The organism is Leclercia barmai, assembly GCF_049312895.1.
Lineage (GTDB): Bacteria > Pseudomonadota > Gammaproteobacteria > Enterobacterales > Enterobacteriaceae > Enterobacter > Enterobacter barmai.
The window spans coordinates 469,165-483,926 of record NZ_JBMNWZ010000003.1 but is presented as its reverse complement, the minus strand read 5'-3'; the positions used below and the strand labels follow the sequence as shown (position 1 = coordinate 483,926).

Genomic DNA, 14,762 nt, shown 5'->3' with positions numbered 1-14,762 from the left:
AGCCAGGTTTTCTGCGTTCCCCGCTGATCTTTTTTGAGGGGTTTACGCTTGTTTGACCGTTACGATGCCGGTGAGCAGGCGGTGCTGGTACACATCTATTTTTCGCAAGACAAAGATATGGAAGATCTCCAGGAGTTTGAATCTCTGGTCTCTTCCGCCGGTGTCGAAGCAATGCAGGTGATTACCGGTAGCCGTAAAGCGCCGCACCCAAAGTATTTTGTTGGTGAAGGTAAAGCAGTAGAGATTGCGGATGCCGTTAAAGCGACTGGCGCATCAGTCGTGCTGTTCGATCACGCTCTGACACCGGCCCAGGAACGCAACCTGGAACGTCTGTGCGAATGCCGGGTTATCGATCGGACGGGTTTGATTTTAGACATTTTTGCCCAACGTGCACGTACCCATGAAGGGAAACTGCAGGTTGAGCTGGCGCAGCTGCGCCATCTGGCGACGCGCCTGGTGCGTGGCTGGACACACCTTGAACGACAAAAGGGCGGGATTGGTTTGCGCGGCCCGGGTGAAACCCAGCTCGAAACCGACCGTCGCTTGCTGCGTGGCCGTATTACCCAGATCCTCTCACGACTGGAAAAAGTTGAGAAGCAACGCGAGCAGGGGCGCCGCTCCCGACAGAAAGCTGACATCCCGACGGTGTCGCTGGTCGGTTATACCAACGCCGGTAAATCCACCCTGTTTAACCAGATAACCGAAGCCCAGGTATATGCCGCAGACCAGCTGTTTGCGACCCTGGATCCGACGCTGCGCCGCATAGACGTGACGGACGTCGGTGAAACCGTGCTGGCGGATACCGTTGGGTTTATCCGTCATCTGCCGCACGATCTGGTGGCCGCGTTTAAAGCGACTTTGCAGGAGACCCGTCAGGCGACGTTGCTGTTACACGTCATTGACGCTGCGGATGTCCGCCTGCAGGAAAATATTGATGCAGTGAATATCGTGCTGGAAGAGATTGATGCCCACGAGATCCCGACGCTGCTGGTAATGAACAAGATCGATATGCTGGACGGTTTTGAGCCACGTATCGACAGGAATGAAGAGAACATACCGATTCGGGTCTGGCTATCTGCTCAGACCGGTGTTGGTGTACCACTGCTTTTCCAGGCCTTAACAGAACGCCTTTCCGGTGAAGTGGCTCAGCACACGCTGCGTCTCCCGCCAGAAGAAGGCCGACTGCGCAGCCGTTTTTATCAGCTTCAGGCGATAGAAAAAGAGTGGATGGAGGATGACGGCAGCGTGGGGTTGCAGGTACGTATGCCAATCGTTGACTGGCGTCGCCTCTGTAAACAAGAACCTGCGCTGGTCGACTACGTCGTCTGACCGGAAAGGAGATGCCTGAAGGATTTTGCCCTTTGGGATACCCGCATCGCTGCACAGGCGTTTGAGGGTATATCACCGCATAACAAATATGGAGCACATACATGGCGTGGAATCAGCCCGGTAATAACGGACAAGACCGCGACCCGTGGGGGAGCAGCAATAATCAAGGCGGCAACTCCGGGGGAAATGGCAACAAAGGTGGTCGCGAGCAGGGGCCACCCGATCTGGATGATATCTTCCGCAAGCTGAGTAAAAAGCTGGGCGGACTTGGCGGTGGTAAAGGCACTGGCGGTGGTACTGGCCAGGGGCCGCGTCCTCATATGGGCGGTCGCGTGGTGGGCATTGTTGCAGCAGCAGCGGTGATCATCTGGGCAGCCAGCGGATTCTACACAATCAAAGAAGCCGAGCGCGGTGTTGTCACCCGTTTTGGTAAATTCAGCCATCTGGTTGAGCCTGGCCTGAACTGGAAGCCAACCTTTATCGATGACGTCACGGCGGTGAACGTTGAATCGGTACGTGAACTGGCGGCTTCTGGCGTGATGCTGACGTCCGATGAGAACGTCGTGCGCGTTGAGATGAACGTGCAGTATCGCGTAACCGATCCGCAACACTATCTGTTCAGCGTGACCAGCGCAGATGACAGCCTGCGTCAGGCTACCGACAGCGCCCTGCGTGGCGTAATCGGCAAATACACCATGGATCGCATTCTGACCGAAGGTCGTACCGTTATTCGTAGCGATACCCAGCGCGAGCTGGAAGAGACCATTCGTCCGTACAACATGGGTATCACCCTGCTGGACGTCAACTTCCAGGCCGCTCGTCCGCCGGAAGAGGTGAAGGCCGCGTTTGATGATGCGATTGCTGCACGTGAAAACGAACAGCAGTACATCCGTGAAGCGGAAGCGTACATCAACGAAGTACAGCCGCGTGCTAACGGTCAGGCACAGCGTATCCTCGAAGAGGCGCGCGCCTATAAGACTCAGACCATCCTCGAAGCACAGGGTGAAGTGGCGCGTTTTGCGAAGCTGCTGCCTGAATATAAAGCCGCACCGGAAATTACCCGTGAGCGTCTGTATATCGAGACCATGGAGAAAGTGCTGAGCCACACCCGTAAGGTGCTGGTCAATGACAGCAAAAATGGCAACCTGATGGTTCTGCCGCTGGATCAGATGCTGAAAGGCGGTAACGCCGCGGGCGCGAAGAACGACAACAGCGGGGCGAATAACCTGCTGCGTCTGCCACCTGCGTCAACGGGTAACTCCAGCGCGAACACCAGCTCTTCTTCAAGCGATGGTGACATCATGGACCAACGCCGCGCCAACGCGCAGCGTAACGACTACCAGCGTCAGGGGGAATAACGATGCGTAAGTCAGTTATTGCGATCATCATCATCGTGCTGGTCGTGCTTTATACCTCTATTTTTGTCGTAAAAGAGGGTGAGCGCGGTATTACCCTGCGTTTTGGCAAAGTTCTGCGTGACAGCGAAAACAAACCGCTGGTTTACGAGCCGGGTCTGCACTTTAAGATCCCAATGATCGAATCGGTAAAAACGCTGGATGCCCGTATCCAGACCATGGATAACCAGGCCGATCGCTTTGTGACCAAAGAGAAGAAAGACCTGATCGTCGACTCCTATATCAAATGGCGTATCAGCGACTTCAGCCGTTACTACTTGGCGACAGGCGGTGGCGATGTTTCACAGGCAGAAGTGCTGCTGAAACGTAAGTTCTCTGACCGTCTGCGTTCGGAAATCGGTCGTCTGGATGTGAAAGACATCGTTACCGACTCCCGCGGTCGTCTGACCCTGGAAGTGCGCGATGCGCTGAACTCCGGCTCTGCGGGCACGGAAGATGAAGTGACAACCCCAGCGGCTGACGATGCAATCGCCAAAGCGGCGGAGCGCGTTCAGGCTGAAACCAACGGTAAAGTCGCGGTCATTAACCCGAACAGTATGGCGGCGTTAGGTATTGAAGTAGTTGACGTGCGTATCAAGCAGATCAACCTGCCGACTGAAGTGTCTGAAGCGATCTACAACCGTATGCGTGCAGAACGTGAAGCGGTAGCGCGTCGCCATCGTTCACAAGGTCAGGAAGAGGCAGAGAAACTGCGTGCGACCGCGGACTATGAAGTGACCAAAACGCTGGCAGAAGCGGAGCGTCAGGGTCGTATCCAGCGTGGTGAAGGCGATGCCGAAGCCGCGAAACTGTTCGCCGATGCGTTCAGCCAGGATCCGGACTTCTACGCCTTTATCCGTAGCCTGCGTGCTTATGAGAGCAGCTTTAAGAGCAATCAGGACGTGATGGTTCTAAGCCCGGACAGCGATTTCTTCCGCTATATGAAGTCACCGACAACCACTCGCTGATTTCCCGGCTTCAAAAAATGATAATGGCGCCTCTCTGAGGCGCCATTTTTTTGCATGCTACTGTGTCACTCAGTTGCCAAGCCATTTATTCAGCAGGTTACCGACAACCGGAAGATTTGCCAGGGTAGATTCAATGGTTCCGCCCACGGTTTTGCCAACAGAAGTACCCAGGTTTTTGCCCAGATCCGGGGCAACAGTGGCAAGATTGATGGTACCAAACAGCGGCAGCTCAACTGTCAGCTGATCAGAGCTCATTGACCACGCTTTTTCACCAATTTTACCGCCCAGAGATGCCAGTCCATCCTGCAGCCAGCCCGCACCACCAACGTATTCCATTTCTACGATTGTTAATTCTTTCATTTTAATCATCCTAATTAATGAGTTTATTTCGCCCCCTCATGGAGCGCGACAGGATCCTGACAACCTTTTAAATATTCAGCAATACCAGTGGGTTATGAATTTTACTTCATCATAAAGAATCATATAAAGTGGTAACCGGAAGGGGTAATATCCAGCGATGAAATAAAGTTGATATCACTTTAACATGCTCCGCTGCCGTTTTTACCGCACCGCTTGTGATGAAAATCGGCACGTCACACAAGATATTGAGGTAATCGTTTAACTGGCGAGGAACCCGCCAATTTCGCCGAAATTTGTATACAAAAAAAGCTGAACATCATCAAAACCGATGGTAGAATCCATTTTTAAGCAATCGGTGATTTTGAAAATGGGTAACAACGTCGTCGTACTGGGCACCCAATGGGGTGACGAAGGTAAAGGGAAGATCGTCGATCTTCTGACTGAACGTGCTAAATTTGTTGTACGCTATCAGGGTGGTCATAACGCTGGCCATACTCTCGTAATCAACGGTGAAAAAACCGTCCTCCATCTTATTCCATCAGGTATTCTTCGTGACAATGTGACCAGCATCATCGGTAACGGTGTTGTGCTGTCTCCTGCCGCGCTGATGAAAGAGATGAAAGGCCTGGAAGACCGTGGCATCCCGGTTCGCGAGCGTCTGCTGCTCTCCGAAGCCTGTCCGCTGATCCTCGACTACCACGTTGCGCTGGATCTGGCGCGTGAAAAAGCGCGCGGCGCGAAAGCGATCGGTACAACCGGTCGTGGTATTGGCCCGGCTTACGAAGATAAAGTTGCCCGTCGCGGCCTGCGCGTTGGCGACCTGTTCGACAAAGCCACCTTTGCTGAAAAACTGAAAGAAGTGATGGAATATCACAACTTCCAGCTGGTGAATTTCTACAAAGTTGACGCTGTTGACTACCAGAAAGTGCTGGATGATGTCATGGCAATCGCTGACATCCTGACCGGTATGGTTGTTGATGTGTCCGATCTGCTGGACCAGGCGCGCAAACGTGGCGATTTCGTCATGTTCGAAGGTGCGCAGGGTACGCTGCTGGATATCGACCACGGTACCTATCCCTACGTAACCTCCTCCAACACCACTGCGGGTGGCGTGGCAACCGGCTCTGGCCTGGGTCCGCGTTATGTGGATTACGTTCTGGGGATCATCAAAGCTTACTCCACTCGCGTGGGTGCCGGTCCATTCCCGACCGAGCTGTTTGATGAAACCGGCGAGTTCCTGTGCAAGCAAGGTAACGAGTTTGGCGCGACCACCGGTCGTCGTCGTCGTACCGGCTGGCTGGATGCAGTTGCTGTGCGCCGTGCGGTGCAGATCAACTCCCTGTCTGGCTTCTGCCTGACCAAGCTGGACGTGCTGGACGGCCTGAAAGAAGTGAAAATCTGTGTTGCCTACCGTATGCCGGATGGCCGCGAAGTGACGACCACTCCGCTGGCTGCAGACGACTGGCAGGGTATTGAGCCAATCTACGAAACCATGCCTGGCTGGTCTGAGACCACCTTTGGCGTGAAAGAGCGTAGCGGCCTGCCGCAGGCGGCGCTGGACTACATCCAGCGTATTGAAGAACTGACCAGTGTGCCGATTGATATTATCTCTACCGGCCCGGATCGTTCTGAAACGATGATCCTGCGCGACCCGTTCGACGCATAATCTTCGTGAATACTGGCCTGCGGGGTGACCCGTAGGCCGGATAAGCGTAGCGCCATCCGGCGACCGCTTCTGGATCCCCGCTTTTTCGCCCCGTCTGTCAAATAAATTCGCCGTTGACTATCTGGCTGGTTTATCATCATTAATGAATATCTCTGCGGAACTCCCGCGTTTTACCCTTTCCTGAGGTTGATGTGCAGTTAACAAGTTTCACCGATTACGGATTACGCGCGCTGATCTACATGGCGTCGTTACCCGATGGGAAAATGACCAGTATCTCTGAGGTGACAGAGGTGTACGGTGTGTCCCGTAATCATATGGTCAAAATAATCAATCAACTTAGCCGTGCCGGATACGTTGCTGCCGTCCGCGGGAAAAATGGCGGCATCCGCCTGGGTAAACCGGCACAGAGTATTCGTGTTGGTGATGTGGTGCGCGAACTGGAGCCATTGTCTCTGGTGAACTGCAGCAGCGCGTTCTGCCACATTACCCCCGCCTGTCGACTGAAACAGGCGCTTTCTAAGGCCGTGCAAAGTTTTCTCATGGAGCTGGATAACTACACGCTGGCCGATTTGGTTGAAGAGAATCAACCGCTGTATAAATTATTGCTGGTGGAATGAAGAAAACGTCCACCGGAGATGACAACGGAGGAACCGATATGTCACAAGATCCTTTCCAGGAACGCGAAGCTGAAAAATACGCGAACCCTATCCCCAGCCGCGAGTTCATCATTGAACACCTCACAAAACGCGAAAAGCCTGCCAACCGTGAAGAACTTGCCGTTGAATTAAACATTGAAGGCGAAGAGCAAATCGAAGCCCTTCGCCGTCGTCTGCGCGCCATGGAGCGCGATGGACAACTCGTCTTTACCCGCCGCCAGTGCTATGCCCTGCCAGAACGTCTCGATCTGCTGAAAGGCATGGTGATTGGCCACCGTGATGGTTTCGGTTTCCTGCGCGTCGAAGGCCGCAAGGACGACCTGTACCTCTCCTCTGAACAGATGAAGATGTGCATTCACGGCGACCAGATCCTGGCCCAGCCGCTGGGTGCAGACCGCAAAGGCCGTCGTGAAGCGCGCGTCGTGCGCGTGCTGGTGCCAAAAACCAGCCAGATTGTGGGCCGCTACTTCACCGATGCCGGTGTAGGTTTTGTGGTACCGGACGACAGCCGCCTGAGCTTTGACATCCTTATTCCACCTGAAGAGGTGATGGGCGCGCGAATGGGCTTTGTGGTGGTCGTTGAGCTGACCCAGCGTCCAACCCGCCGTACCAAAGCGATCGGTAAGATTGTCGAGGTGCTGGGCGATAACATGGGTACCGGCATGGCCGTGGATATGGCGCTTCGCACCCATGAAATCCCACACGTCTGGCCAAAAGCGGTTGAAGAGCAGGTTGAAGGCCTGAAAGAGCAGGTGCCGGAGTCGGCAAAAGCGGGCCGCGTGGATCTGCGCAGCCTGCCGCTGGTTACCATTGATGGCGAAGACGCCCGCGACTTTGATGACGCCGTGTACTGCGAGAAAAAACGCGGTGGCGGCTGGCGTCTGTGGGTAGCCATTGCCGATGTGAGCTACTACGTCCGTACCGGTACGCCGCTGGACGGTGAAGCGCGTAACCGCGGCACCTCGGTTTACTTCCCGTCGCAGGTAGTGCCGATGCTGCCGGAAGTGCTCTCTAACGGTCTGTGCTCGCTCAACCCGCAGGTTGACCGTCTGTGCATGGTTTGTGAAATGACCATCTCCAACAAAGGGCGTTTAACCGGTTACAAATTCTATGAAGCGGTGATGAGTTCACATGCGCGTCTGACCTACACCAAAGTGTGGCATATGCTGCAGGGTGACCAGGATCTGCGTGAGCAGTATGCTCCGCTGGTGAAGCACATCGAGGAGTTGCACAACCTCTATAAGGTGCTGGATCAGGCACGTGAAGAGCGCGGCGGTATCTCATTTGAGAGTGAAGAGGCGAAGTTCATCTTTAACGCCGAGCGTCGTATTGAGCGTATCGAACAGACCCAGCGTAACGATGCTCACAAGCTGATTGAAGAGTGCATGATCCTGGCGAACATCTCTGCGGCACGCTTTGTTGAGAAAGCCAAAGAGCCTGCGCTGTTCCGTATTCACGATAAACCGACCACCGAGGCAATCACCTCCTTCCGCACCGTACTGGCGGAGCTGGGCCTTGAGCTGCCCGGCGGCAATAAGCCGGAGCCGCGCGATTACGCCGAGCTGCTGGAATCTATCGCCGATCGTCCTGACGCAGAAATGCTGCAAACCATGCTGCTGCGCTCTATGAAGCAGGCGATTTACGATCCTGAAAACCGCGGTCACTTTGGTCTGGCGCTGCAGTCGTATGCGCACTTCACCTCGCCTATCCGTCGCTATCCGGATCTCTCCCTGCACCGTGCCATTAAGTATCTGCTGGCGCATGAGCAGGGGCATAAGGGCAACACCACGGAGACCGGTGGTTACCACTACTCCATGGAAGAGATGCTGCAACTGGGCCAGCACTGTTCAATGACCGAACGCCGTGCTGATGAAGCGACGCGCGACGTTGCTGACTGGCTGAAGTGTGACTTCATGTTGGATCAGGTTGGAAACGTGTTTAAAGGCGTGATTGCCAGCGTCACCGGCTTTGGCTTCTTTGTCCGCCTTGATGAACTGTTTATTGATGGCCTGGTTCATGTTTCATCCCTGGACAACGACTACTACCGGTTTGACCAGGTCGGTCAGCGCCTCATTGGCGAATCTGGCGGTCAAACGTATCGCCTGGGCGATCGCGTTGAAGTGAAGGTTGAAGCCGTCAACATGGACGAGCGTAAAATCGACTTTAGCCTGATCTCCAGCGAACGTGCGCCGCGCAACGTGGGTAAAACCGAGCGCGAGAAAGCGAAGAAAGGGGCCGCCGGCAAAACCAGCGGTAAACGCCGTCAGGCCGGTAAGCGAGTAAACTTCGAGCCGGATAGTGCGTTCCGCGGCGAGAAAAAACAGAAGCCGAAGGCCGCGAAGAAAGAGGCCAGAGCGGCGAAAAAACCGTCGGCAAAGACCCAGAAAATAGCTGCCGCGACCAAAGCGAAGCGGGCAGCGAAGAAAAAAGTGGCGGAGTAATTCTCCCCTGACCATGATCCTCTCCCGGCAGGGAGAGGTGAACAGTAATTAATGAGAACCATCAATGAGTGAAATGATTTACGGCATCCACGCGGTGCAGGCCCTGCTGGAGCGCGCACCGGAGCGTTTTCAGGAAGTGTTTATTCTGAAAGGGCGTGAAGACAAACGCCTGATGCCGCTGATCCACGCGCTGGAAGCGCAGGGCGTGGTGATCCAGCTGGCGAACCGTCAGTATCTGGATGAGAAAAGCGAAGGCGCGGTACACCAGGGGATCATCGCCCGCGTGAAGCCGGGCCGCCAGTATCAGGAGAACGATCTGCCGGATCTCATTGCCGCGCTGGATAACCCGTTCTTCCTGATCCTCGACGGCGTGACCGATCCGCACAACCTCGGTGCCTGCCTGCGTAGCGCCGATGCGGCGGGCGTCCATGCGGTGATCGTGCCGAAAGACCGCTCCGCGCAGCTCAACGCGACGGCCAAGAAAGTGGCCTGCGGCGCGGCGGAGAACGTGCCGCTGATCCGCGTGACCAACCTGGCGCGCACCATGCGTCAGCTGCAGGAAGAGAACATCTGGATTGTCGGCACCGCGGGTGAAGCGGACCATACCCTGTTCCAGAGCAAAATGACCGGCCGTCTGGCGCTGGTGATGGGTGCTGAAGGGGAAGGCATGCGCCGCCTGACGCGCGAGCACTGCGACGAGCTGATCAGCATTCCGATGGCGGGCAGCGTCTCGTCCCTGAACGTCTCCGTAGCAACCGGCATCTGCCTGTTTGAAGCGGTGCGCCAGCGCGGGTAAGGCTTTGTGGTTTTGCCGGGTGGCGGCTACGCCTTACCCGGCCTACAAAACATAGACCTGGCACAACAATATGCACGGTCCCATAGGCCGGGTAAGCGCAGCGCCACCCGGCACTGTCACTCCTCCAGCGACCGCAAATGGTCATCCTTCTTCAGCGTCATCAGCGCAAAAATACTTACCACCGCCGTCGCCATTACGTAATACGCCGGAATATCCAGGTTCCCCGTCTCTTTAATCAGCCCGGTAATGATTAACCCCGCACAGCCCGAGAAAATAGCGTTCGACAGGGAATAGGCCAGCCCCAGCCCGGTATAGCGCACCCGCGTCGGGAACATCTCTGACAGCATGGCCGGTCCTGGTCCTGCCAGCATCCCCACCAGACCACCGGCAATGAGCACCACTATCGCTTTCACCGCCAGCGTGCTGGACTCCGCCTGCAGAATTTTCAGCAGCGGCAGGGCGAGGATCAGCAGCAGCGCGGCGGCAATCACCATCACCGTCCGGCGTCCGATGCGGTCGCTGAGCATGCCCGACGGGATAATGGTCAGCGCAAAGCCGATATTCGAGATCACCGCAATCAGCAGCGCCTGGTTAAAACCGGTATGCAGGGCTGATTGCAGATAGGCGGGCATGATCACCAGATAGGTATAGCCCGCGGCGGACCACACCATCACCCGGCCGATGCCCATGACAATGGCCTTCAGCGTGTCGCGGGTGCGCGCCTTTACGGCCACCGGTTTGGTTTGCTGCTTCACGAAGCTCGGCGTCTCTTCCATGCTCACCCGCAGCCACAGGGCCACCGCCCCCAGCGGCAGGGCGATAAAGAACGGAATGCGCCAGCCCCAGTCGTGCAGAGCTTCTGGCGTCAGCAGCGCAGAGAGCAGCGCCACGATGCCCGCTCCGGCGAGCAGGCCCAGCGCAACGGTAAAGGACTGCCAGGCACCATACAGCCCGCGTTTACCGCGCGGGGCGAACTCGGTCATCAGCGACACCGCCCCGCCGTATTCGCCGCCAGCGAAAAGCCCCTGCAGGATCCGCAGGCCGGTGATTATCAGCGGTGCGGCAATGCCGATGCTGGCATACACCGGCACGAGGCCGATTGCCGCCGTTGCCAGCGTCATCATCACCAGCACGATAATCAGCGTGGGCTTGCGTCCTATACGATCGCCAATCCGGCCAAATACGATGGCACCCAGCGGGCGGAAGAAAAAGGCGATGGCGAACGAAGCGTAGGTGAGGATCAGGCTGGTCAGCCCCGCTTCACCGCTGAGCTGAAAGAAGTTTTTCGCAATCACGGTGGCCAGAAAACCGTACACCGCAAATTCGTACCATTCTATGAAGTTGCCGATGGAGCCAGCAATCAAAGCGCGTTTGTGGGCATCCGGCGCCCGTTGTGTGTTGTGCATTGTTATTCTCTCCATGAGTCGAGAATAAATTATTCACCATAATATCCCATAAGAAATTTATTATTCGCTCATTGTGTGACCATGTTCACGCTTGAGAGTGGCGGTAATGTGGCCCGGTCTGTCCATACTTACTCCGTTGCCACAGATGGAGGGATACACTATGCACTGGCAGACACACACTGTTTTTAATCAGCCTGCGCCACTCACCAACAGCAACCTTTTTCTTTCCGATCGTGCCCTGTGTGAAGCGGTCAATCGTGAAGGTGCCGACTGGGACGCTGACCTGCTCGCCAGCATCGGCCAACAGCTGGGGACGGCAGAATCTCTGGAGCTTGGCCGCCTGGCTAACGTCAATCCGCCCGAACTGCTGCGCTATGATGCCAGCGGAACCCGGCTGGACGATGTGCGCTTTCACCCCGCCTGGCACCTGCTGATGCAGGGGCTCTGCGCCAACCGGGTACATAACCTGGCGTGGGAAGAGGAGGCGCGAAAAGGGGCCTTCGTGGCCCGGGCGGCACGTTTTATTCTGCATGCCCAGGTGGAAGCCGGCACGCTCTGCCCGATCACCATGACCCATGCCGCCACGCCGCTGTTGCAGCAGGCCCTACCGCGGGCGTTTCACGACTGGCTGACGCCGTTGCTGAGCGACCGCTACGACTCGCATCTCGCGCCGGGCAACCAGAAGCGCGGCCTGTTAATCGGGATGGGGATGACGGAGAAGCAGGGCGGGTCGGATGTCCTGAGCAACACCACCCGGGCAGAGCGCTGCAGCGACGGTAGCTACCGGCTGGTGGGGCATAAGTGGTTTTTCTCGGTGCCGCAAAGCGATGCGCACCTGGTGCTGGCCCAGGCCAAAGGCGGCCTGTCGTGCTTCTTCGTTCCCCGTTTTCTGCCCGACGGCCTGCGCAATGCCGTGCATCTGGAGCGTCTGAAAGACAAGCTGGGGAACCGCTCGAACGCCAGCAGCGAAGCCGAGTTTCTCGACGCCACCGGCTGGCTGCTGGGGGAAGAGGGGGAAGGGGTGCGCCAGATCCTGAAGATGGGCGGCCTCACCCGTTTCGACTGCGCCCTCGGCAGCCACGGCCTGATGCGCCGGGCCTTCTCGGTGGCGCTGTACCACGCCCACCAGCGACAGACCTTTGGTAAAAACCTGATCGATCAGCCGCTGATGCGCGACGTGTTAAGCCGCATGGCGCTACAACTGGAAGGCCAGACGGCGTTTCTGTTCCGCCTGGCGCGGGCCTGGGATCGCCGGGATAACGAGCACGAGGCGCTGTGGGCGCGGCTGTTTACCCCGGCCGCGAAGCTGGCGATCTGTAAAGCGGGCATCCCGTTCGTTGCGGAAGCGATGGAGGTGCTGGGGGGGATCGGCTATTGCGAAGAGAGCGAGCTGCCGCGCCTGTACCGCGAGATGCCGGTCAACAGCATCTGGGAAGGCTCGGGCAATATTATGGGACTGGACGTGCTGCGGGTGCTGGCGAAGCAGCCAGGCGTGCTCGATCTGCTCGCGGCGGATTTTGCCGAGGTCAAAGGCCAGGATCGCCATTTCGATCGCAGCTGGCGGCAGCTCCAGCAGAAACTGCGCAAACCGCAGGAGGCGCAGGGCAGGGAGATCGCCCGGCAGATTTACCTGCTGGGCGCGGGTGCGCAGATGCTGCGCCATGCTTCCCCACCGCTGGCACAGGCCTGGTGCCGAGAAATGCTCGACGCCCGGGGCAGATCCCTGCTCAGCGAGCAGGTACAGGACGACCTGCTGCTGCGCGCCACGGGCGGCGTGGCCTGAGTGTTACAGGCGGAACAGACTGACCAGGTTGGTGAGGTGCGAACCCTTCTCCCGCAGGGTTTGCGCCGTCTGTTCGCTGCGCGAGACGCGATCGGCGTTGATGTGCGACGCTTCGCCGATGTGCGTCATCGCCAGATTCACCTGGCCGATACCTGCCGACTGCTCGCGGGAGGCGTGGTTAATCTCCGTGACCAGCTGGTTGATGTTGTCGATGTGCTCGATGATGCTCTCCATCGCCTGGCGGGTCTGCTCCGACAGGGCGTGGCCCTCGCTTACCTTACTGAGCGTATCGCCAATCAGCTGTTCAATCTCCTTCACCGCGTTGGCGCTGCGTGCCGCCAGGGCGCGAACTTCCTGGGCGACCACGGCGAAGCCTTTACCGTGCTCACCTGCCCGGGCCGCTTCTACGGCGGCGTTCAGCGCCAGAATATTGGTCTGGAAGGCAATGCTCTCAATCACCCGCGTGATGGCTTCGATACGTTTCGATGCCTCGCGAATATCATCCATGGTGGAGACAGCATTGCTGACGGTCTCCCCGCCCTGATGCACCGCCCGTGAGGTTTCGCCTACTAACTGCTGGGTCTGCTCCATATTGGCCGCGTTCTGCTGCACGGTGGCCGCCAGCTGCTCCATACTGGCAGAAGTCTCCTCCACGCTGCTGGCCTGCTTGTTGATCTGCTCGGAGATCTCGCCGGTATCCACCGCCAGGGCGTTGGTTCCCAGATGAATATCCCCCGCGGCTTCCCGCACCTGCAGCACGATTTTTTGCAGGCCGCCGCCAATGCCGTTGATGGCGTTGATCAGCTGGCCCACCTCATCCTGACGGGTGGCAGGCAGGGTGGCGCGCAGATCGCCTGCGGCATACTGTTCCGCCAGACCAATGACATCGCGCAGCGGGCGTGACAGCCAGCGGCGGATAATAAACACGAACAGCATGGCAAAGAGCACCGACAGCGCCACACCTGCCAGCAGGAAGCGATCGCGCAGGCGGGTCACGTCGGCCAGCAGTACGCTTTTATCCACTTCTCCCACTATCGTCCAGTTCCAGCCCGGCAGCGGCGTCCAGGCCATAATCAGGGTGCGGCCATCAGCGCTCTTGCGCTCCAGGGTACCGGAGCGATCCCCCAGCAGCTGTTGCTGAACGGCGTTATCCCACTTCGGCAGTTGCCCCTCTTCGGCGCTATGAAACAGATACTGGCCGTGATTTTTGCCATTGCTGCGGTCCAGCACAAAAAAGTGACCGCTTTCGCCCAGACGGCGGCTGAGGATCTTCTCGCGCATGACGTTCCATGAGTGGGTGATGTCGACCCCGACGAATATAATGGCGATCACTTGCCCGCCCGCGTCTTTTACCGGCTGATACTGGGTGATATAGCGTTTGCCGAACAGCAGGGCGAGGCCGCGATAGACCTCGCCTGTGTTGACCACCGCCCAGGCCGGGCTGGCACGATCGAGAACGGTGCCGATAGCCCGGTCGCCGTTCTCTTTACGCAGCGAGGTCGCCACGCGGACAAAATCGTCGCCGCTGCGAACAAACAGCGTCGAGATGGCCCCGGTGCGACTCAGAAAATCATCCGGCGTGGCGTTGTTCTCGTGGAGTTCCGTATCGCCGCCCTTCAGCAGAGGAACGTTCTGACCGTTAATCGCGCGGGTCTGGCTGGCATCAAGGTTCAGCGGCTGCGGCAAGAAGGTGGTGAACAGGCGGGTATAGCTCTCCACCTCTTCGGTGAGGCTGGTATTGAACATCTGCACCATATCCACCACGCCGGTGGATTGATTATGCAGGTCTTCAATGGCCAGCGATTCGAGTTTTTGACTGGTGTTGTAGCTCAGGAGAAAAGTGAAAAGCAGAAAGAGCGTGGCAACGCTCAAGCCGGTAAGCAGCGACAGCTTAGTGCCCAGACCTGCACGGCGAAAAAAATTGATCATAAATTGCTCATTGTTAAAAAGGTATCGCTTTTCA

11 protein-coding genes are annotated in these 14,762 nt (G+C 57.3%); 8 read left to right on the top strand and 3 right to left on the bottom strand.

Annotation, left to right across the window (positions count from 1 at the left end; genetic code table 11):
* Nucleotides 1-48 precede the first annotated feature (48 nt).
* The 3 genes from hflX to hflC all read left to right on the top strand — a co-directional run bounded on the left by hflX (nucleotide 49) and on the right by hflC (nucleotide 3,691).
* Nucleotides 49-1,329, top strand: a complete 1,281-nt coding sequence (gene hflX, locus ACOYA6_RS14945; RefSeq protein WP_039028441.1) for a ribosome rescue GTPase HflX — start codon at nucleotides 49-51, stop codon at nucleotides 1,327-1,329.
* A gap of 101 nt (nucleotides 1,330-1,430) precedes the next feature.
* Complete coding sequence (hflK, locus tag ACOYA6_RS14940) at nucleotides 1,431-2,687, top strand: FtsH protease activity modulator HflK (RefSeq protein ID WP_039028442.1); 1,257 nt, start codon at nucleotides 1,431-1,433, stop codon at nucleotides 2,685-2,687.
* A gap of 2 nt (nucleotides 2,688-2,689) precedes the next feature.
* Nucleotides 2,690-3,691 carry a protease modulator HflC gene (gene hflC / locus ACOYA6_RS14935; protein ID WP_039028443.1) on the top strand — a complete coding sequence of 334 codons (1,002 nt, stop codon included), beginning with the start codon at nucleotides 2,690-2,692 and terminating at the stop codon, nucleotides 3,689-3,691.
* 69 nt (nucleotides 3,692-3,760) lie between these two features.
* On the opposite strand, the gene ACOYA6_RS14930 is transcribed toward hflC, so the two are convergent.
* Nucleotides 3,761-4,051, bottom strand: a complete 291-nt coding sequence (locus tag ACOYA6_RS14930) for a hypothetical protein (RefSeq protein ID WP_138370086.1) — start codon at nucleotides 4,049-4,051, stop codon at nucleotides 3,761-3,763.
* Nucleotides 4,052-4,418: 367 nt separating this feature from the next.
* On the opposite strand from ACOYA6_RS14930, the gene ACOYA6_RS14925 reads away from it, so the two are divergent.
* From ACOYA6_RS14925 to rlmB, 4 genes are all read left to right on the top strand, one after another.
* Nucleotides 4,419-5,717: an adenylosuccinate synthase gene (locus ACOYA6_RS14925; RefSeq protein ID WP_422654930.1), complete on the top strand. Its 1,299-nt coding sequence runs from the start codon at nucleotides 4,419-4,421 to the stop codon at nucleotides 5,715-5,717.
* A gap of 191 nt (nucleotides 5,718-5,908) precedes the next feature.
* Complete coding sequence (gene nsrR, locus ACOYA6_RS14920; protein WP_039028444.1) at nucleotides 5,909-6,334, top strand: nitric oxide-sensing transcriptional repressor NsrR; 426 nt, start codon at nucleotides 5,909-5,911, stop codon at nucleotides 6,332-6,334.
* Between the two features lie 38 nt (nucleotides 6,335-6,372).
* Complete coding sequence (gene rnr / locus ACOYA6_RS14915) at nucleotides 6,373-8,814, top strand: ribonuclease R (RefSeq protein ID WP_039028445.1); 2,442 nt, start codon at nucleotides 6,373-6,375, stop codon at nucleotides 8,812-8,814.
* Between the two features lie 64 nt (nucleotides 8,815-8,878).
* On the top strand, nucleotides 8,879-9,610 hold the full coding sequence (gene rlmB, locus ACOYA6_RS14910) for a 23S rRNA (guanosine(2251)-2'-O)-methyltransferase RlmB (protein WP_039028446.1): 732 nt from the start codon (nucleotides 8,879-8,881) through the stop codon (nucleotides 9,608-9,610).
* Between the two features lie 116 nt (nucleotides 9,611-9,726).
* On the opposite strand, the gene ACOYA6_RS14905 is transcribed toward rlmB, so the two are convergent.
* A complete protein-coding gene (locus ACOYA6_RS14905) occupies nucleotides 9,727-11,016 on the bottom strand; it encodes an MFS transporter (protein WP_341932567.1) in 1,290 nt (429 codons plus the stop codon).
* Nucleotides 11,017-11,176: 160 nt separating this feature from the next.
* On the opposite strand from ACOYA6_RS14905, the gene ACOYA6_RS14900 reads away from it, so the two are divergent.
* A complete protein-coding gene (locus ACOYA6_RS14900) occupies nucleotides 11,177-12,799 on the top strand; it encodes an isovaleryl-CoA dehydrogenase (protein WP_422654929.1) in 1,623 nt (540 codons plus the stop codon).
* A gap of 3 nt (nucleotides 12,800-12,802) precedes the next feature.
* On the opposite strand, the gene ACOYA6_RS14895 is transcribed toward ACOYA6_RS14900, so the two are convergent.
* Nucleotides 12,803-14,728 (bottom strand): methyl-accepting chemotaxis protein, encoded by a 1,926-nt coding sequence (locus ACOYA6_RS14895; protein ID WP_422654928.1) that lies wholly within the window; start codon nucleotides 14,726-14,728, stop codon nucleotides 12,803-12,805.
* Nucleotides 14,729-14,762: the final 34 nt, after the last annotated feature.